Annotated in this window: 15 protein-coding genes and 1 pseudogene; all 16 read right to left on the minus strand. The window is 67.3% G+C overall.

The window, feature by feature from the left end:
* Window positions 1-64: 64 nt before the first annotated feature.
* The gene (dnaE, locus tag AC50X9_RS15790; protein WP_494894852.1) at window positions 65-3,622 is read right to left on the minus strand and encodes a DNA polymerase III subunit alpha; all 3,558 of its coding nucleotides are present in this window, start codon (window positions 3,620-3,622) and stop codon (window positions 65-67) included.
* A 102-nt stretch (window positions 3,623-3,724) separates the two neighbouring features.
* Window positions 3,725-4,678, minus strand: coding sequence for an RluA family pseudouridine synthase (locus AC50X9_RS15795; RefSeq protein WP_494894982.1), 954 nt, complete (start codon window positions 4,676-4,678; stop codon window positions 3,725-3,727).
* Between the two features lie 136 nt (window positions 4,679-4,814).
* On the minus strand, window positions 4,815-5,495 hold the full coding sequence (lspA, locus tag AC50X9_RS15800) for a signal peptidase II (protein ID WP_494894854.1): 681 nt from the start codon (window positions 5,493-5,495) through the stop codon (window positions 4,815-4,817).
* A gap of 139 nt (window positions 5,496-5,634) precedes the next feature.
* Window positions 5,635-6,321 carry a DivIVA domain-containing protein gene (locus tag AC50X9_RS15805; RefSeq protein WP_494894856.1) on the minus strand — a complete coding sequence of 229 codons (687 nt, stop codon included), beginning with the start codon at window positions 6,319-6,321 and terminating at the stop codon, window positions 5,635-5,637.
* 149 nt (window positions 6,322-6,470) lie between these two features.
* Window positions 6,471-6,779, minus strand: coding sequence for a YggT family protein (locus AC50X9_RS15810; RefSeq protein ID WP_494894858.1), 309 nt, complete (start codon window positions 6,777-6,779; stop codon window positions 6,471-6,473).
* A 137-nt stretch (window positions 6,780-6,916) separates the two neighbouring features.
* The gene (locus AC50X9_RS15815; protein ID WP_494894861.1) at window positions 6,917-7,447 is read right to left on the minus strand and encodes a cell division protein SepF; all 531 of its coding nucleotides are present in this window, start codon (window positions 7,445-7,447) and stop codon (window positions 6,917-6,919) included.
* An 87-nt stretch (window positions 7,448-7,534) separates the two neighbouring features.
* On the minus strand, window positions 7,535-8,281 hold the full coding sequence (locus AC50X9_RS15820; protein ID WP_494894865.1) for a YggS family pyridoxal phosphate-dependent enzyme: 747 nt from the start codon (window positions 8,279-8,281) through the stop codon (window positions 7,535-7,537).
* A gap of 4 nt (window positions 8,282-8,285) precedes the next feature.
* The gene (locus tag AC50X9_RS15825) at window positions 8,286-9,035 is read right to left on the minus strand and encodes a purine nucleoside phosphorylase YfiH/LACC1 family protein (RefSeq protein WP_494894868.1); all 750 of its coding nucleotides are present in this window, start codon (window positions 9,033-9,035) and stop codon (window positions 8,286-8,288) included.
* A gap of 91 nt (window positions 9,036-9,126) precedes the next feature.
* Window positions 9,127-10,353, minus strand: coding sequence for a cell division protein FtsZ (gene ftsZ / locus AC50X9_RS15830; protein ID WP_494894870.1), 1,227 nt, complete (start codon window positions 10,351-10,353; stop codon window positions 9,127-9,129).
* Between the two features lie 203 nt (window positions 10,354-10,556).
* Window positions 10,557-11,453, minus strand: coding sequence for a cell division protein FtsQ/DivIB (locus tag AC50X9_RS15835; protein WP_494894872.1), 897 nt, complete (start codon window positions 11,451-11,453; stop codon window positions 10,557-10,559).
* The gene (murC, locus tag AC50X9_RS15840; protein WP_494894984.1) at window positions 11,446-12,861 is read right to left on the minus strand and encodes a UDP-N-acetylmuramate--L-alanine ligase; all 1,416 of its coding nucleotides are present in this window, start codon (window positions 12,859-12,861) and stop codon (window positions 11,446-11,448) included. The genes AC50X9_RS15835 and murC overlap by 8 nt, the downstream gene beginning before the upstream one ends.
* Before the next feature lie 5 nt (window positions 12,862-12,866).
* A complete protein-coding gene (gene murG / locus AC50X9_RS15845; RefSeq protein ID WP_494894875.1) occupies window positions 12,867-14,009 on the minus strand; it encodes an undecaprenyldiphospho-muramoylpentapeptide beta-N-acetylglucosaminyltransferase in 1,143 nt (380 codons plus the stop codon).
* A gap of 291 nt (window positions 14,010-14,300) precedes the next feature.
* Window positions 14,301-15,611 (minus strand): annotated as a pseudogene (ftsW, locus tag AC50X9_RS15850) (putative lipid II flippase FtsW); the annotation flags it as partial.
* Between the two features lie 2 nt (window positions 15,612-15,613).
* On the minus strand, window positions 15,614-17,200 hold the full coding sequence (murD, locus tag AC50X9_RS15855; protein WP_494894877.1) for a UDP-N-acetylmuramoyl-L-alanine--D-glutamate ligase: 1,587 nt from the start codon (window positions 17,198-17,200) through the stop codon (window positions 15,614-15,616).
* Complete coding sequence (mraY, locus tag AC50X9_RS15860) at window positions 17,197-18,306, minus strand: phospho-N-acetylmuramoyl-pentapeptide-transferase (RefSeq protein ID WP_494894879.1); 1,110 nt, start codon at window positions 18,304-18,306, stop codon at window positions 17,197-17,199. Before mraY ends, murD begins: the two co-directional genes overlap by 4 nt.
* The gene (locus AC50X9_RS15865) at window positions 18,303-19,901 is read right to left on the minus strand and encodes a UDP-N-acetylmuramoyl-tripeptide--D-alanyl-D-alanine ligase (protein WP_494894881.1); all 1,599 of its coding nucleotides are present in this window, start codon (window positions 19,899-19,901) and stop codon (window positions 18,303-18,305) included. Before AC50X9_RS15865 ends, mraY begins: the two co-directional genes overlap by 4 nt.
* Between the last annotated feature and the right edge of the window lie 3 nt (window positions 19,902-19,904).

The following is a 19,904-nucleotide window of genomic DNA, read 5'->3' on the forward strand; positions in this document are numbered from 1 at the left end:
AGCTGACGCCGAACCCGGGATCTGACGCCGAACCCCGGGCAGCTGCGGCCCCGGCCCCGCCCGGCTAGTTGTCCAGGCAGGTCGGGCCGAGGAGCACCTTCAGGTCCCCGAACAATGAGGGGCTGGGGTTCACCCGCAGGTGGACGGGCAGGCCCATGATCTCCATGCGGGAGTCGCCCTGCAGGTGCAGCCGGACCTCGGACTTGCCGCGGTGCGTCCGCAGCACGTCGCCGAGCTCGGTTACGACGGCTTCGGTCGCCTTGTGGGTCTGCATGGTGATCACCAGCGGGCCGTTCAGGCCCTCGCTGAGGTCAGGGACGGAGAGTTCCATGCAGTTCAGCGCGACGGCGCCGTCATCACGGCGCTGCAGCCGTCCCTTGACGACGACGATCAGGTCCTCTGCCAGCACCGAGGCGATGGGTCCGTAGACCTGGCCGAAGAACATGACCTCGACGGAACCGCCGAGGTCCTCGATCTCGGCACGGGCGTAGGCGTTGCCGCTGGCTTTGGCGATCCGCCGGCTCAGCGAGGTGATCATGCCCGCGATGGTGACGATGGCGCCGTCGTGCGGGCCGTCCTCGGCGATGAGCGAGGTGATGGACTGGTCGGCGTGCTGGCTCAGGACCCCTTCCAGGCCCTGCAGCGGATGGTCCGAGACGTACAGGCCCAGCATGTCCCGTTCGAAGGAGAGTTTGTCCTTTTTCTCCCATTCGGGCAGGTCCGGGATTTCGATGCTGAGGGAGGCCTCGGATTCGGCCTCGTCGAACCCGGCGAAAAGGTCGAACTGGCCGATCGCCTCGTTGCGCTTGAGGGTGATGACGGAGTCGATGGCTTCTTCGTGGATCATGGCCAGGGCGCGCCGGTGGTGATTGAGCGAGTCGAAGGCGCCGGCCTTGATCAGCGACTCGATGGTGCGCTTGTTGCACACCACGGCCGGGACTTTCACCAGGTAGTCCTTGAACGACGTGTACGCGCCTTCCTTTTCGCGCGCGACGACCATGGCCTCGACGGCGTTGACGCCGACGTTGCGGATGGCGCCCATGCCGAAGCGGATGTCGGTTCCGACCGGGGTGAAGTTCAGCGCTGACTCGTTGACGTCCGGCGGCAGCACGGTGATGCCCATCCGCCGGCATTCGTTGAGGTAGATCGCCGATTTGTCCTTGTCGTCGCCGACGCTGGTCAGCAGGGCGGCCATGTACTCCGGCGCGTAGTGCGCCTTCAGGTACGCGGTCCAGTAGGAGATCACGCCGTACGCGGCCGAGTGCGCCTTGTTGAAGGCGTAGTCGGAGAAAGGCAGCAGGATGTCCCAGAGGGTCTTGACCGCGGCCATCGAGTAGCCGTTGTCCTGCATGCCCTGCGAGAAACCGGCGAACTGCTTGTCCAGCTCCGATTTCTTCTTTTTGCCCATCGCGCGGCGCAGGATGTCGGCCTGGCCCAGAGTGTAGCCTGCGAGCTTTTGCGCCACGGCCATAACCTGCTCCTGGTACACGATCAGGCCGTACGTGCCACCGAGGATCTCGGAGAGCGGCTCCTCAAGCTCCGGGTGGATCGGGATGACGTCCTGGATTTTGTTCTTGCGCAGGGCGTAGTCGGTGTGCGCGTTGGCACCCATCGGTCCGGGCCGGTAGAGCGCCAGGACGGCGGAGATGTCTTCGAAGTTGTCAGGCTTCATCAGCTTGAGCAGGGACCGCATCGGGCCGCCGTCGAGCTGGAACACGCCGAGGGTGTCGCCGCGGGCCAGCAGCTCGTAGGACGCCACGTCGTCCAGCGCCAGGGCCTCCAGGTCGAGGTCCTCGCCGCGGTTCATTTTGATGTTTTCCAGGGCGTCGGAAATGATCGTCAGGTTCCGCAGGCCCAGGAAGTCCATCTTGATCAGGCCGAGGCCCTCGGACGTCGGGTAATCGAACTGCGTGATGACCTGGCCGTCCTGGAAGCGGCGCATGACCGGGATGACGTCAATGATGGGGTCGGAGGACATAATGACGCCGGCCGCGTGGACACCCCACTGGCGTTTCAGGCCCTCGATGCCGAGCGCTGTCTCGAACACCTTGGCGGCTTCGGGGTCCGTGGCGATCAGCTGGCGGAAGTCCGCGGCCTCGCTGTAGCGCTTGGAGTCCTTGTTCTGGATGTCGGCCAGCGGGATGTCCTTGGCCATCACGGCCGGCGGCAGCGCCTTGGTCAGCTGTTCGCCCATGCTGAACGGGTAGCCCAGCACGCGCGATGAGTCCTTGAGGGCCTGCTTGGTCTTGATGGTGCCGTAGGTGACGATCATCGCGACGCGTTCGTCACCGTATTTGCGCGTGACGTAGTCGATCACCTCGGAGCGGCGCCGGTCATCGAAGTCGACGTCGAAGTCAGGCATGGAGACGCGGTCCGGGTTGAGGAAACGCTCGAAGATCAGGCCGTGGTGCAGCGGATCGAGGTCGGTGATGCGCATGGCATACGCCACCATGGAGCCGGCGCCCGAGCCACGTCCGGGACCGACCCGAATGCCGTTGTTCTTGGCCCAGTTGATGAAGTCGGCCACCACCAGGAAGTAGCCCGGGAAACCCATGGAAGTGATGACGCCGAGCTCATAGTCAGCCTGGGTGCGGACCTTGTCCGGAATGCCCTGGGGGTAGCGGTAACGAAGTCCCTTGTCGACTTCCTTGACCAGCCAGGACGTTTCGTCCTCCCCCTCCGGGCAGGGGAACCGGGGCATGTAGTTGGCGCCGGTGTTGAATGAAACCTCGCAGCGCTCGGCGATCAGAAGCGTGTTGTCGCATGCCTCCGGGTGGTCGCGGAACAGCTCCCGCATTTCCTGCGGTGACTTCAGGTAGTACCCGCTGCCGGAGAAGGCGAAACGCGAGCCGCCGTTGTCGTACGTCGGCTCCAGGAGGGTGGAACCGGATTGGATGGCCAACAGGGCCTCGTGCGCCTTCGCGTCGTGCTCGTGCGTGTAGTGCAGGTCATTGGTGGCCACCAGGGGCAGGTTCAATTCCTTGGCCAGCCGCAGCAGGTCCCCGGTGACGCGCCGCTCGATGTCCAGGCCATGGTCCATGAGTTCGCAGAAGTAGTTCTCGGCGCCGAAGATATCGCGGAACTCGGCGGCCGCCTCCACGGCCTCCCGGTACTGGCCGAGCCGGAGCCGGGTCTGGACCTCCCCGGACGGGCAGCCGGTCGTGGCGATCAGCCCTTCGGAGTAGGTGTTCAGCAGGTCGCGGTCCAGCCGGGGCCATTTGCCGAAGACCGAGTCCAATGAGGCGAGCGAGGAGGCCCGGAACAGGTTCCGCATGCCCACATTGTTGTAGCTGAGCAGGGTCATGTGGGTGTAAGCGCCGCCGCCGGAGATGTCGTCCTTGCGCTGGTTCTCCTCGCCCCAGCGGACACGGGTCTTATCCGTGCGGGCGGTCCCGGGAGTCACATAAGCCTCGACGCCGATGATCGGCTTGATGCCCTGGTCCGTGGCCCGCTTCCAGAAATCGAAGGCGCCGAACAGGTAGCCGTGGTCTGTGGTGGCGAGGGCCGGCATGCCGAGCCGCTCGGTTTCGTCGAACAGTTCACTGAGCCGGGCGGCGCCGTCCAGCATCGAGTACTCGGTGTGGTTGTGGAGATGGACAAACGAGTCATTGCTGGAAGTCACCGAACCATTCTAGTGCCGCGCACCGACCTTCCTACGCGGCACTCCGGCCGGCCGCCGATTGGACAGGTCCAATCGGGCGGCACATCAGGCCGGTCAGACCGGTCAGGCCTGTCCGGACTCCAGGACCTCCAGCGCGTAGCGCAGATCCTGCGGGTACTCGCTGGTGACGGTGACCTTCTCACCCGTCCGGGGATGGTCGAAGGACAGCTGCCGGGCGTGCAGCCACTGCCGGGTGAGCCCCAGGGTGGCGGCGAGCCGCGGGTCCGCGCCATAGGTCAGGTCACCGGCGCAGGGATGGCGCAGGGCCGAGAAGTGGACCCGGATCTGGTGGGTGCGGCCGGTCTCAAGGTGCACTTCCACCAGCGACGCCTTCCCGAACGCCTCGAGGACCTCGTAGTGCGTGATGGAGTCACGGCCGTCCTCGATCACCGCGAACCGCCAGTCGTGGCCCGGATGGCGGCCGATCGGCGCGTCAATGGTCCCGGCCAGCGGGTCCGGCAGGCCCTGGACGACGGCGTGGTACACCTTGTCCACGGTGCGTTCCTTGAAGGCCCGCTTGAGCGCCGTGTAGGCCCGCTCCGTCTTGGCGACCACCATCACCCCGGAGGTTCCGACGTCGAGCCGGTGGACGATGCCTGCGCGCTCCTGTGAACCGGAGGTGGAGATCCGGTAGCCGAGGCCGGCGAGCCCGCCGACGACGGTGGGTCCCACCCAGCCCGGCGAGGGGTGGGCCGCCACACCGACCGGTTTGTCGATGACCACAAACTCGTCATCGTCCAGCAAGATTTTCAGGCCTTCCACGACTTCCTCCACGATTTCCAGGGGGTCCCGGCGTTCCGGGACGACGACGTCGAGCACGGCGCCGGGGGCAAGCTTGAGCGATTTTCCGACAGTTCTGTTCCTGCTGAGGACGTTGCCCTCGGCGATCAGCGCGGCGGCCTGTGAGCGGGAGATGTCCATAAGCTTCGCCAGTCCGGCGTCCACACGGGTCCCCGCGAGCTCATCCGGGACCACGAAGCGGAACGATGACGCAGCGGCGGCCGGCTCCCCGCCCATGGCGGCTGACTCGTCGACGTCGTCCAGGTCGTCCGGGACCTTGTCTTCGGGCAGGATGTCCTCCGGCAGCACACCGCCTGACATCAGGTCCTCCGGCATCGCGTCATCCGGGGTCGTGTGGCCGGGTGCAGGGTCCTTAGGAGTCATGTTTGACGGTGTCTTTCGTCAGGCGCGTGCCGTCCAGGGAGATCCCGCGCAGCGTGAGCAGGCAGATGATCACGACGGAGGACACGACGGCAGAGTCGGCGATGTTGAAGATCGCGAAGTTGGGGAGCTGGATGAAGTCCACGACATGGCCCATCGCGAAGGAGGGCTCGCGGAACAGCCGGTCCGTGAGGTTGCCCAGCGCGCCGCCGAGCAGCAGGCCGAGCGCCAGGGCCCACCAGAGCGAGCCCAGTTTCCGCAGTTGCAGCAGGATGGCGATCGAGACGGCGGTCATGATGATGGTGAACACCCAGGTGACGTTTTCGCCGATCGAGAAGGCTGCGCCGGAGTTTCGGATGTAGTACCAGTGCAGCAGCGGGGGGAACACGGGGATCCGCTCCCCCTCGGTCATGGTGCTCGTAACCCAGAGTTTCGTCAGCTGGTCAAAGACGTACGCGAACGCCGCCAGGCCGAAGAAGACGGCGAGCAGCAGCACCCGCGGCGGCCGCGGCCGGGCGGGCTCGGCCTGGCCGGACTCCGCGGGCTCCGTCCGGGCGGGCTCACCGGGCTCTGTCCGGGCGGGCTCAACGGGCTCTGTCCGGGCGGGCTCAACGGGCTCTGCCTGGCCGAACTCAGCGGGCTGGGTGGCATCGGGTGAGGGTGCGTCTGTCATAGGACTTTCGTTGACGAGCCAGTGCGGCGACTGGGTGCTGGGTGCTCAGGTCACGGCCGCCGGCGGACCCGCGGTTAATGACAAAAGCCGGCGGCCGAGGAATCCTCAGCCACCGGCTTTCAGAATACTTGCTTAATGCCTAGCTGGTGGCTTCGACCTCGGGGGCCGCCACGGAGCCGCGGGCATCCAGATCGCGCAGCTGGCCTTCGATGTAGGCCTTCAGGCGTGAACGGTAGTCGCGCTCGAAGCCGCGGAGCTGCTCGACCTTGCGTTCCAGCACGGAGCGCTGCTGCTCCAGGGCACCGAGGATCTTGCGGGACTTCTCCTGGGCGTCGTTGACGAGGCTGCTGGCCTCGATCTGCGCTTCGGCGATGATCTTGTCGCGCTGCTGCTGGCCGTCCGCGACGTGCTTGTCGTGCATCTGCTGCGCCATGGCGAGCAGGCCTGCGGCGGACTCGGCTGCCGGGGTCGCGGCGGCGCGTGCCGGGGCAGCTGCCTGCTCCGTTTCCTTCTTCTTGGCAACTTCGGCGGCCTTGGCGGCTTCAGCAGCCTTGGCCTCGGCTTCTGCCTTGGCGCGGTCGTCCTTGTCGGCCTTGACGGGCGCCGGAACCTTTTCCACGACGGGCGCCGCGGCGGCGGAGCTGGCAGGCGTGCCGGCGCCCAGTTCGGCGAGCTTCTTGCGCAGCTCGTCGTTCTCCTGGTTCAGGCGTCGCAGTTCGACGACGATTTCGTCCAGGAAGTCATCAACTTCATCCTGGTCGTATCCTTCGCGGAACTTGGTCGGCTGAAAGCGCTTGTTGACAACGTCTTCTGGCGTCAAAGCCATCTGGTCACCTCGTTGGTCTAGTTAGTCAGTAGGCCTTCCGGCCGTCAAAACTACGGTACCTAAATATGGTCTGGTTCCTCTAATTCAACACCGCAGTGTCAAACCAGAGTTTCTAACTGTTTCGGGCCACGGACAGAGCCGCCGCCCCACTACGCCGAGATCGACTGGGAAATCGCCAGCGACTTGGCCACCGACATGGCGATCGTGACTGCCACGAACAGCAGAAGGAAGCCGAGATCCAGTGAAATTCCCCCGAGCCGCAGCGGCGGGATGAGCCGCCGGAGCAGTTTGATGGGCCGGTCTGTGACTGAATACACAGCGTGGGCCGTGACGAGGGCCGCGCCGCGCGGACGCCAACCGCGTGCGAACATCTGCACCCAGTCGAAGACCAGCCGGATGATGAGGGCAACTAAGAACAACAGCAAAGCGATATAGACAAGTCCGAAAACAATTCCCATGAGCTAACTCATATCTCCGTGTTCATTCCGGATACCGCAGTGTCCTCTTGATAGTTACGCCTCTATTTCAACACGGATAATTCAGCAAGGATGCCAGAGCGGGTGTCCCGGTCTGGCATCCTTGCAAAAATTGTCGACTAGCTCTGGTTGAAGAAGGCCGCCTGGGTCTCGCTGATCTTCTTGTCATCGCCGATGACTTCAACGTACGACGGCGACAGCAGGAAGACCTTGTTCGTCACCCGTTCGATGCTGCCTCGAAGACCAAAGACCAGCCCGGCTGAGAAGTCCACGAGCCGCTTTGCGTCCGCCTCACCCATGTCCGTGACGTTCATGATGACGGGGATTCCGTCACGGAAGCTTTCGCCAATGAGCTTGGCATCGTTGTAGGACCGCGGGTGGATCGTGGTGATCTGGCGGAGTCCGGTGTGCTCTTCGCGGCTTGATGCCGCTCGCTTGATGGGTGTCACAGGTGCGCGATATTCCTCTTCAGCGGCGTAGGGATCTTCCCTGGGGGCCTCGCGGACGGGCGCCGGTGCACGGCGTTCCTCGCGGTCATGCTCCATGGAATCGTCCTCATCCTTGTGCGATGTTTGGTGCTCGGACTCGTACTGTTCGTCGCCATCGGCGAGCCCAAGATAGATCATTGTCTTGCGCAGAGCGCCGGCCATGGTCGACTCCTAATCGTGTCCGTCAGCGGGCCGATCAATGACTAAGCAGCCTTGGAATCCCCGCCATTACCTTCCAATACGTTGAACCTACCGCAACGCCGGACGCGGACCGAGAATATCGGAACCAATGCGAAGGTGTGTCGCCCCGAACCGGATGGCCTGTTCCAGGTCCTGGCTCATGCCGGCGGAAATGCCCGTGGCCCCGGGATGGTCGGCGGTGAGACGGCCGGAAAGCTCCGCGAGCTTCTCAAATGCCGGGGCCGGGTCGGCACCCAAGGGGGCTACGGCCATCAGGCCGGCCAGCCGGAGTCCGGCCGATTCGGCCAACTGCCCGGCCAGCGCCGGGACGTCCGCCGGAAGGGCACCACCCCGGCTGCCGCCTGCGTCCTCGTCCAGGCTGACCTGGATGAAGCAGTCCAGCGGTGCACGTCCGGTGCGTTCCTGTTCGGCGGCCATGGCTTTGGCCAGGGCGCCGGCCAGCTGGAGCCGGTCCACGGAGTGAACGGCATCGGCGTACTTCACGACCGACTTGGCTTTGTTGCTCTGGAGTTGGCCGACGAAGTGCCAGCGGAGCCCCAGACTTCCCAGTGCACCGGCCTTCTCCGCGGCCTCCTGGTCCCGGTTCTCCCCGACGTCTGTGACGCCAAGGAGGGCGAGCCTCCGGACATCGGCGGCGGGGTGGAATTTGGTCACCACGATCAGCCGGGGCGGTAGTTCCTGCCGTCCGGCGGCCGCGACGGCGCCGTTGATGCGCCGCTGGACGGCGGCGAGCCGTTCCCGGAGCTGTTCCAGCCGGGGATCGGGCTGCCCGTCGGCGGGTTCCTGCTCGTTCATCTGCTCATTCACCGGACCGTCCACCGGCCATCCCGGCCACCGTCCACACCAGTCCGGCGAACCGGCCGGTTTGCCGGTCACGGCGGTAGGAGAATAGGCTTTCGTCTTCCAGGGTGCAGTTGCCGGAGTACTCGACCCGGACACCCGCGTCCTGCAGCTGGCTGCGGACGGCGGCGGGCAGGTCCAGGCCCGGGGTGCCCCGGGAGGTGGTGCACCAGGCGGCGGGCACCCGAGCGGACACGTCCGCGCGCATCGCCTCGGGGACCTCGTAGCATCCCCCGCAGACGGACGGGCCAATCCAGGCGCTGAGCCCCGCAGCGCCAAGTCCGCGCATGCGGTCCACTGCCGCCGGGACGACGCCGGACGCAACGCCCGGGCGCCCGGCGTGCACAACACCGAGAACGGGAGCCTCCCCCGCGGCCCGGTCCCCCACCAGGATGATCGGCACACAATCGGCCACCATCACGGCCAGGGCTTCACCCAGGGACACCATCGCATCGGCGGTCGGGGCGCCGCCGGCCTCGGCCAGCGGATTGCCGGCCGACGCGGCGCCGATGCCGGCTACCGCATTGCCGTGGACCTGGTTCATGTACTGGAAGCGCCTGCCGCCGAGCCCCACGGCCGCCTCGAGGGCGCCGCGCCGGAGCCGGACGCTGGCCGGGTCGTCGCCGGTATGGAGCGCCAGGTTGCCGGCGGCGGCGTCGGTGAAGGCCACCCAGACGCCGGGCCGGACTTCCGCCCGCCAGGAGAACACTCAGAACACCGCCAAACTTGTTTGCAGAACTTCGATCCTACGAGAAAGCACCATGGCACTGCCATCCGGCAGTGCCATGGTGCTTCCGGATCTACTTGAGGAAGTCAGGGACATCCAGGTCGTCGGAGTGGCGGCCGGAGAGGTCCGGTTCCACCACCGAGGGCAGGTCGACGTCGAAGCCTGAGTCGGCCGGGACTGCTGACGGGCGCTGCTGGCCCCAGCCGCCGTACCCGGAAGCACCGACCGTGGCGTGCAGCGGCTGGACCTGGGCCGAGGCCGGAGCCTGGACCGGTGCGGGGGCAGCTGCCGGCGCCGCCGGGCGCTGTGGCGCCGACTGCGGAAGGGACTGGTCCATGGACGGCGAGGTGGCCTTGACGTCGTCGAAGCCGGCTGCAATGACCGTCACGCGGGCTTCATCGCCGAGGGCGTCGTCGATGACCGCGCCGAAGATGATGTTCGCCTCGGGGTGGGCGACTTCCTGGACCAGACGGGCCGCCTCGTTGATTTCGAAGAGTCCCAGATCCGAGCCGCCCTGGATGGAGAGCAAGACGCCGTGGGCCCCGTCGATCGACGCCTCAAGCAGCGGGGAGGCGATCGCCAGTTCGGCGGCCTTGACGGCGCGGTCTTCGCCACGTGCCGAACCGATGCCCATCAGCGCCGAACCTGCGCCCTGCATAACGGACTTGACGTCGGCGAAGTCGAGGTTGATCAGGCCGGGGGTGGTGATCAGGTCGGTGATGCCCTGGACACCGGACAGCAGGACCTGGTCGGCGGAGCGGAAGGCGTCCAGGACGGAGACGTTGCGGTCACTGATGGACAGCAGGCGGTCGTTCGGGATGACGATCAGCGTGTCGACTTCGTCGCGCAGGGCGTCGATGCCGGCCTCGGCGGAGCCTGCACGGCGGCGGCCCTCGAAGGTGAACGGGCGGGTGACGACGCCGATGGTCAGGGCACCGAGCGAGCGGGCGATCCGGGCGACGACGGGCGCGCCGCCGGTTCCGGTGCCGCCGCCTTCGCCGGCGGTGACGAAGACCATGTCAGCGCCGCGGATGACCTCTTCGATTTCCTCGGCGTGGTCCTCGGCTGCCTGCCTGCCGACCTCCGGGTTCGCACCGGCTCCCAGCCCGCGCGTCAGCTCACGCCCGATGTCGAGCTTGACGTCTGCATCGCTCATCAACAATGCCTGGGCATCGGTGTTGACCGCGATGAATTCGACGCCGCGAAGACCCACCTCGATCATGCGGTTGACTGCGTTCACGCCACCGCCGCCGATGCCGACGACCTTGATGACGGCCAAGTAATTCTGCGGAGCTGCCACGTTACGTGTCCCTTGTTCGTGTTCTGTTGCGAAACTGATGGAGTCGGGCTTGAAGGTTTGAACCCTAACCTTCGACTTGAAGGTTATAGTTATGTCAAGTAACTCATGCAGTGACGCTATTTCCTATGTAGATGACATTCAATTACCGGGCCCGCGTGTCGCGGTATTACCGGCAAAATGGCTCCCGGCCAAGTGATTGACGGCTATCGGGTGACCGGGTGCCGGGGCACGCTGACATCATAGATCCGGACCGGGTTTTTCGGGTCCACGGGGGCCTTCAACAGGGCGGCCAGGACCTTGGCCTTAAGCTCTTTCTCCCCCGCGTTGCCCCAGACGATCGTCTGGCCGTCCACCAGCTTGAGCTCCACGGCATCCACGGATTTGGCCGAGGCATTGGAGAGCCTGGCAAGCACATCGGCAGGCAGCGCCCCCAGCACCCCGGTGATGGCATGGAACAGGTCCTGGGGCAGGGTGCCGCCGCCGCCGTCAATGACCGGAAGCAGCGTCGACGCCGGGTCCGCGGTATCGCTGAGCTTCACGCCGTCGACGTCGACCAGCTGGTGTGCGTCGCCCTGCTTCACCAGAGCCACCGGCACGCGTTCGGTCACCCTGACCAGCAGCGTCGAGGGCGGGCGGGCCTGGGTGCTGACTTCCTTGACCTGGACCAGTGGCTGCAGCAGGGCCGTGACGTCGCCGTCGCTGATCTGGGGCAGCGGTTTGCCCTGCAGCGGAGCAAGGGCCGACCGGACCTGGTCAGCGGTGAGAAGTTTGGTGCCTTCCACGGTGACCGTCTGCACTGCCAGGGCGGGCGAGTAGACCGCCGCGGCGATGATCCCCGCGACCAGCACGGCCAGGGATCCGATGAGGCCCAGCCGGATGCGCCGGCGGCGCTTGGCCTTGGGTTCGGGAAAGGACAGCACATTGTCCCGGGCCGCCGGGGTTTCGGGTGCCGGTGTCTTGACGCCTGCGGCGCCGGTGCCGGTGCCGGTAGTGCCGCCGTCCTTGGACGCGGAGATGACATCGGAGGCCGCCGGGTTCCCGCGGGCCGGGGACTGCCGGGGCCCGCCGGTCCGGTAGCTGGGCCGCCGGGTGCTAGGCACCGGGGACCCCGTCGTTCAGGGCAGCAACGATCAGCGGGCCGTAGGCCGTGACGTCGCCGGCTCCGACGGTGAGCACGATGTCCCCGGGCGCGGCCGCGGACACCACGGACTGCACAGCCTCCCGGCCCGGCCCGACGAGACGCCCGCCGGGACCCAGGTGAGCGGCGATCAGCCGGCTGCTGACGCCCGGAATCGGGTCTTCGCGGGCCGGATAGATGTCCAGGACCAGTGCCGTGTCGGCGGCGTTCAACGCCGCGGCGAACTCCGCGGCGAATTCGCGGGTGCGCGAGAACAGGTGCGGCTGGAAGAGGACGTGCAATTTGTGGCCGCCGGCCACCGACCGTGCAGCGGACAGGGCGGCGCGCACCTCCGTGGGGTGGTGGGCGTAGTCGTCGTAGACCCGGACGCCATGGCCGGAGCCCTTGAACTCGAAGCGCCGGGACGCCCCGGTGAAGTGTGCCAGCGCGTCGGCGGCCACGGCGGGGTCGACGCCGAGTTCCAGGGCGACGGCGAAAGCGGCCGCCGCGTTCAGCGCATTGTGGCGCCCGGGCACGTGCAGCTCGAGCGCGAAGCGTCCGGCCGGGGTGGTGATCGAGACGTCCCCCGGGCCGCCGTCGTGCAGCACGATCTGTGCGTCATCGCCGGTGCCGTAGAGCACAACGCGGGTGTTGCCGCGCTCGAGCGTCCGCATGGCCAGGGCCCTGGCTCCGGGGTCGTCCGCGCAGGCCACCAGCACACCGTCGTGCGGAAGCAGGGCGGTGAACCGGTCGAAGGAGGCGTAGACGGCCTCGGCGGTGCCGTAGTAGTCGAGGTGGTCCGGTTCAACGTTGGTCACGACGGCGATCTGCGGGCGGTAGTTGAGGAAGGAACCGTCTGATTCGTCGGCTTCCGCGACGAAAATCGGCGTGCTGCCGCTGGCCGCGTTGACGCCCAGCGCCGGGACGTTCGCGCCGATGGCGAAGGACGGGTCAAGCCCCGCACGCTGCAGCAGGACAGTGATCATCGACGTCGTGGTGGACTTGCCGTGCGTGCCGGCCACGGTGACGGCGGTGTCGTGGGCCATGGCGGCCGCCAGCGCCTCCGAGCGGTGGAGCACGGGGAGTCCGGCCGCCCGGGCCGCCGCCAGCTCGGGGTTGTCCGGGCGGATGGCGGAGCCGGCGACTACGCTTTGGGCGTCTCCCAGGTTGGCGGCGTCGTAGCCGACACAGATCCGGGCGCCGGCGGCTGCCAGGTCGGCCATGACCGGCAGGTCCTTGGCATCGGAGCCGCTGACCGGCAGGCCGCGGGCCACCAGGATGCGGGCGACGGCGGACATTCCCACGCCGCCGATGCCGATGAAGTGCACCCGGCCGAGGGATTGCCCGGTGCTGGTAGGGGTGGATGTGTTCGGGGCTTCGGGCTGGGTCATTTCCACTACCGCTTCCTGCTGTGTTGCTTCACGGGCTTTGCCGCCGAAGACGAAGCCGTTTCCAGGACGAGAGCGGCCATCCGCTCGGCGGCGTCCCGGATGCCGAGCTGTTCGGCGCTGGCCGCCATCCCGGCGAGGCGGTCCGGATCCCGCAGCAGCGGGATGATGTTCCCCCGGACCCACTCGGCTGAAAACGTGCTGTCGTCCACAATCAGGGCGCCGCCGGCCGCGACGAGTCCGGCGGCGTTCAGCGCCTGCTCGCCGTTGCCGATGGGCAGCGGAACGAAGACGGCGGGAAGCCCGACGGCGGCGACCTCGCAGACCGTGGCGGCGCCGGAGCGGGCCAGCAGCAGATCGGCCGCGGCGTAGATGGTTTCCATGCCGTCAACGTACTCGCGCTGCTGGTAGCCGGGGGCCTCGAGCAGCCTGCCGTCGGCGTCGTGGACGGCCTTGCCGCGTCCGGTGAGGTGCAGGGTCTGGATGCCGGCTTCGGCGAGGAGTCCTGCCGACGCGGCGATGGTTCGGTTGATGCTCTGCGCGCCCGAGGAGCCTCCGGTGACGATCAGGGCCGGACGCTGCGGGTCCAGGCCCAGGGCTGTGCGGGCCTCGTTCCGGGCAGCCCTCCGGTCCAGGCCGGAGATTTCCCGGCGCATCGGCATGCCGACGTGCCGGGCGGCGCCCAGCCGGGTTGCTTCGAAGGCCACGGCGACGTGTCCGCCGAGCCGTGCACCCACGCGGTTCGCCAGCCCCGGGCGGGTGTTCGCCTCGTGGATGACGATGGGGATCTTCCGGCGCCAGGCGGCCAGGTACATCGGCGTGCAGACGTACCCTCCGACGCCGACCAGGACGTCGGCCCTGGCCTCGTCGAGGATGGCACCGGCCTGCTTCACGGCTCCGGCCAGCCGTCCGGGAAGCCGCAGCACCTCCAGCGACAGGTGCCGCGGGAAGGGGACCCGGCTGATCGTGGCGAGGTCCAGCCCGGCAGCGGGGACCAGCCGGGCTTCCATCCCGGCAGGTGTTCCCACCGCGAGGAGCCGTACCCCGGGGCGGGCCTCCCGGAGTGCGTTCGCGATGGCCAGGAGCGGGCTGATGTGCCCGGCTGTTCCGCCGCCGGCGAGGACGACGGACAATGACGACTCGGTGTTCATAAAGGCCTATTTACGCTTTCGTGCCGGATGGCTGGGTGCTGGGGTTCTGCTGCCCGGGTTTCCGGGTGCTGGGGTTCTGGGGGCGGTTTTGGCGGCGGTCTTCCGGTCCGCGGCGTCCCTGGGCGCCGTACCCGTGGCAGCTTTGGTTCTGCTGCCGGCCGCGGTCTTTGCGTCGTTCTTGGCCGTGTTTTTAGCCGTGTTTTTGGCCGTTTTCTTGGCCGTGTTTGTGGCTGTTTTCTTGGCTGGGCCACCTGCTGCGCTGCGCTTGCGCAGCGTCGCCGCCAGTGAAGCCGGGCCGAACCTGAACAGCCGCTTCGGTTGGATTCCGGGTGCCATCTGTGCCCGGGCCAGTGACAAGACTACGCCGATCGCACACAGCGACATAAGCAGTGCCGAGCCGCCGTAGGAAATGAACGGCAGCGGGATTCCGACCACCGGGGCCAGGCCGGTGACCACGGCCATGTTGACCGTCGCCTGGCCGAGCAGCCACACCATGATCGTGCCGGCGAGGACGCGGTGGAACATGGCCTTCTGCGCGACAACCACCCGGTAGATGGCGGTACCGAGGATGGCGAAAAGGACCAGCACCACCAGGGTTCCGACCAGTCCGAGTTCCTCACCGATGATGGCGAAGATGAAGTCGTTGTGGGCTTCCGGGATCCAGCTGTACTTCTGCCGGCTCTGGCCGAGCCCCACGCCGAACCATCCGCCGGAGGCGAGGCCATAGAGGCCGTTCGTGGACTGGTAGTTCACGTCCGAGCCGTCCGCGCAGGTCTGGCCTGTCCAGGACAGGATGCGGCAGACCCGGTTCGGGCTCGTCAGGGCCAGGACGACGGTGCCGGCGACGAGGACAACCCCGGCGATGCCGAACAGGTACAGCCGCACCCCGGCGAAGAACAGGGCCGCCGCCGTGATCATCATGACGATCATGGCGGTGCCGAGGTCGTTGCCCATCAGGATGAGCGTGATCACTCCGGCGGCGCCGGGCAGCACCACCGGGACCAGGGCGTGCTTGGCCTGGGACAGCAGCTTGGCCTTGCGGTCCAGCACGGTGGCCATCCACAGGGCAAGGGCAAGTTTGGCCGCCTCGGAGGGCTGGAAGGTGAAGGGGCCGACGTCGATCCAGTTCTGGTTGCCGAGCGCGCTGCGGCCGATGAGCAGCACGAGCACAAGCAGCACGAACGCCGCAAGGATGGCGATCCAGGCGCCGCGCTTGAGCCAGACCACATTGACCCTGGAGAGCAGGAACATGCCGAAAAGGCCGATCCCGGCGAACATCCCCTGCTTGAGCGCGGCGGTGTAGGGCGACTCCCCCGCGGCGATGGCCTCGACACTGGAGGCAGAGAGCACCATCAGGATGCCGATTGCCGTCAGCGCGAGTGTCGAGCCGAGGATCAGGTAGTAGGTCGAGCCGTTGCGGGACTTGCCCGACCCTTCGAGGGCGGACCAGAATCCATCGTACCAGACCCGGACTTTCCGTCCGGCCGATTGCAGGCCGGTTCGTGCCGGGGGCACCGGTGCGCTGGCTGCCGGTGCCTTCGCGGCGGACGGATTTCCCGCGGCCGGTGCGGTCGCGGTGTTACGGGTGGGCGTGCTGACCATTGTTACTCCTCGCTGGTCTGAGCCTGCCCTTCCACTAGCTCGCGGACGGCTTCAATGAAGGCGTCGCCGCGGTGAGCGTAGGAAGAGAACTGATCCATGGACGCAGCCGCCGGGGCCAGGAGCACAGTGTCCCCGGAGGCGGCCAGCTGCGCCGCCGACGCAACGGCCCGGGCCATTACAGTCTCACTGAAAATCGGCGAGGGGCCTGCTTCGGCGTCGGCCGCTCCGGCAGTCTGCACCTCTTCAGTTTCGCCCGTAGCCGCAGCGATCACGGGGACATCCGGCGCGTGTCGCCGCAGCGCGGAGCGGAGATCACCGGAGTCAGTCCCGATCAGGACGACGGCCTTCAGCCGCGGGGCATGTTCCTGGACCAGGGCGTCATAGCTCACGCCTTTGGACAGTCCGCCTGCTATCCAGACAACGTCCTGGAACGCGGAGAGGGACGCCGCGGCGGCGTGCGGGTTCGTGGCTTTGGAGTCGTTGACCCAGAGGATGCCGTTGTGGCTGGCCACGAGCTGGATGCGGTGGTCCCCGGGCAGGTAGTTCAGCAGGCCCTTGCGGACCGCGGCCGGTTCCACCCCGTAAGCCCGGACCAGGGCCGCGGCCGCGAGGGCGTTGGCCACCATGTGGCGCGGAGCCACCGGCCCGAGGTCCGAAACGGACGCCAGTTCGGCGGCGCTGTCCTTGCGACCGGCGATGAAAGCCCGGTCCACCAGGAGCCCTTCAACGACGCCGAGCATGCTGACCGCCGGCGTGCCGGTGGTGAACGCGACCGCACGGCAGCCCTCAACGACGTCGGCGTCCTCGACCATGCGTTCGGTTTCGATCTGTTCGGCGTTGTAGATGCACGCCTTTTGGGTGTGTTCGAAGATTTTGGCCTTGTCCGCCAGGTAGGACGCGTAGGAACCGTGCCAGTCGACGTGGTCCTCGGCAACGTTGAGGCAGACACTCGCGACCGGGGACACGGAGTGGCTCCAGTGCAGCTGGAAGCTGGAGAGTTCGACGGCGAAGACGTCGTAGTCCACCGGGTCGCGCAGGGCGTCAAGGATCGGGGTGCCGACGTTGCCGACGGCGAGGGCCTTGAGCCCTGCGGCCTGCAGCATCGATTCGGTCAGCCCGACGGTGGTGGTCTTTCCGTTCGTGCCGGTAATGGTGAGCCAGTCGGCGGTCTTGCGTCCTTCGCGTTCGCGGACCCGCCAGGCCAGTTCGACATCGCCCCAGACCGGGATGTGAGCCCTCGCCGCGGCCGCGAGCAGGGCCTGGTCCGGCCGCCATCCCGGGGAGGTGACAACCAGGTCAGGCTTGGCGCCGTCGATCTTGGGGACGGCTGCCACCGCATCCTCACCCAGCAGGACCTCGACCGCCCCGACGATCCGCAGCGTGTCCGCCTGGGCCTGTGCCCTGGGGCCGGTGGCGGCGTCCACCACGATGACGCGGGCGCCCAGTTCGATGAGGGTGTCTGCGGCGGCGAAACCGGAGACCCCGATGCCGGTCACGACAACCCGCAGTCCGGCCCAGTCGGAGTCCCAGCTGACCAGGTCCTGGACCCGGGCCGAGGTGGACAGGGGTGCGGGAATTGGACCGGTCATAGCAATACCACCCATTCGGCGTAGAAGATGCCCAGCCCTGCGGCGACGAAGAGTCCGCACAGGATCCAGAACCGGACGACGACGGTGACCTCGGCCCAGCCTTTGAGTTCAAAGTGGTGTTGGAGCGGGGCCATCTTGAAGAACCGTTTGCCCTTGGTGATCTTGAAGTAGCCGACCTGGATGATCACCGAGAGGGTGATCAGGACGAAGAGGCCGCCGATGAAGGCCAGCAGGAGTTCGGTCCGGGACAGGATGGCGAAACCGGCGACGGCGCCGCCGATCGCCAGTGAGCCGGTGTCGCCCATGAAGATCTTGGCCGGGGAGGTGTTCCACCACAGGAAGCCGACCAGCGCCGCACTGAGGATGGCGGCGAGCAGGGCAAGGTCCAGCGGGTCGCGGACGGTGTAGCAGCCGGAGCCGGTCTGCCGCGGCGAACCGCAGGCCTGGTTGCTCTGCCAGATCCCCATCAGGGTGTACGCGCCGAAGACCATGATGGCGGCGCCGGCGGCCAGTCCGTCGAGCCCGTCCGTGAGATTCACACCGTTGGTCGCGGCGGTGATGATCAGGTTCGACCACAGCACAAAAAGAATGGCGCCGACGACGGTACCGGCGAAGGCAAGGTTCAGCCACGGGATGTCACGGACCAGTGAGATCTGGTACGAGGCGGGCGTTACACCGTTCTCGTCCGGGAAAGACAGCGCGAGGACCGCGAAGCTGATGCCCACCGCGGCCTGCAGGATCAGTTTGGCCTTGGCGTCCAGGCCCAGGCTGCGCTGCTTGGAAATCTTGATGAAGTCGTCCAGGAAGCCGACGAGCCCCATCCCGACCATAAGGAACAGCAGCAGCAGGGCCGAGGCGGTCGGGCCCGGCGAGTCCGGGTTCATCATCCACATCACAAGGTGGGTGATGCCGTAGCTCGCGACGACCGCCAGGACCACCACGGTGCCGCCCATCGTGGGGGTGCCGCGCTTGGTGTGGTGTGTGGTGGGCCCGTCATCCCGGATGAACTGCCCGTAGCTCTTCCGGACCAGGAAACGGATAAAGAGCGGGGTGCCCAGGAAGGAGAACAGCAGGGCCATTCCCGACCCCATCAGCAGTGCAATCACAGCAGCGCACTCCCTTCAGTGGCGGTTCCTTCGATGGCGGTTCCTGCAGCGGCGTTTCCGGCAGCAGTATTTCCGGCAGCGCTTTCGGCGGCCTTTTCCCCACCGGCACCGGCAGCGGTCCCGGGGGCCCGTGGGGGTAATGCTATCCGATCGCCCAGATGGCGCAGCCCGATGCTGTTGGACGATTTGAACAGCACGAGGTCGCCGGGTTCCAGCTCGGCCTGCAACAGTTCGTAGGCCTCCTCCGCTGTCTCGGCGAAGACGCATTCGTTGCCCCAGGAGCCCTCGTTGACGGCGGAGACATAGAGCGAGCGGGCCTCGCGCCCCACGACCACAAGCCGGGAGATGTTGAGCCGGACCACCTGGGTGCCCACCGCCATGTGTTCGCGGATCGAGTCCGGGCCCAGCTCGAGCATGGCTCCGAGCACGGCCCAGGTCCGGCGGCCGCGTCCGAGGTCGGCGAGGGTCCGCAGTGCGGCCCGCATCGATTCCGGGTTGGCGTTGTACGCATCGTTGATGACGGTGACGCCGTCGGCCCGTTCGGTGCGTTCCATCCGCCAGCGGCTGGCGGCCGCCTGGCTGCTGAGGGAGGAGGCGATCCGCGCGGCGGGCACGCCGGCGGCGTGGGCGGCTGCCGCGGCTGCCAGCAGGTTGGCCATGTGGTGTGCGCCGATCAGCTTGGCGGTGACGTGCTGTCCGGCGCTCTCACCGGGCAGGAAGAGTTCGAATTCGGGGTGGCCGGCGGCGGTAAGTTCGACGCCTTCGGCGCGGACCTTTTGGGCACCGGCGCTGTCTGCACCGGCTCTGCCGGACTGGCCGCCGCGGGCAGGCTGGGCTGAGTAGCCCAGCACGGTGGCGCCGGTGCGGGCGGCCATGGCCGCGACGCGGGCGTCATCGAGGTTGAGCACGGCGGTGCCGGCGGCGGTCAGCGCTTCGACGAGCTCGCCTTTGGCGCGGGCGATGTTCTCCACCCCGCCGAATTCACCCGCGTGGGCGGTGCCGACGCCGAGTACCACACCGATGTCCGGGCGGACCATCTCCGCGAGGTAGCTGATGTGTCCGACGCCGGTGGCACCCATCTCGATCACGAGGTAACGGGTGTCCGTGCCGGCTTTGAAAACGGTGAGCGGGACGCCGACTTCACCGTTGTAGGAACCCTGCGGGGCTACGGTCGGGCCTTCCGCGGCCAGGATTCCGGCCAGCAGATCCTTGGTGGTGGTCTTTCCGGCCGAACCGGTGATGCCGATCACCGTCAGCGGCTCGCCGTCGGCCGCGCGTGCGGCACGGATCCGCCGGACGGCTTCCGCGGCGAGGGCGCCCATCGCGAGGACCGAATCCTGGACGACGACGGCGGGGTAGTTGCGCCCGGCGTCGTCGGCCACGTCGTGCTCGACCAGGGCCAGGACGGCGCCGCGTTCGAAGGCCGCACCGACGAAGTCGTGGCCGTCGGCTGCCTCCCCCGGCTTGGCCACGTAGAGGGATCCCGGGGCGGCTTCCCGGGAGTCGGTCACCACGGAGCCGGGGGTGATCCCCGGTTCTGCGGCCAGCCGGCCGTTGGTTAAGTCGGCGATTTCCGCCGCGGTAAATACAATCATCTC

The sequence above is a fragment of the Pseudarthrobacter sp. HLT1-3 genome, from assembly GCF_059383535.1.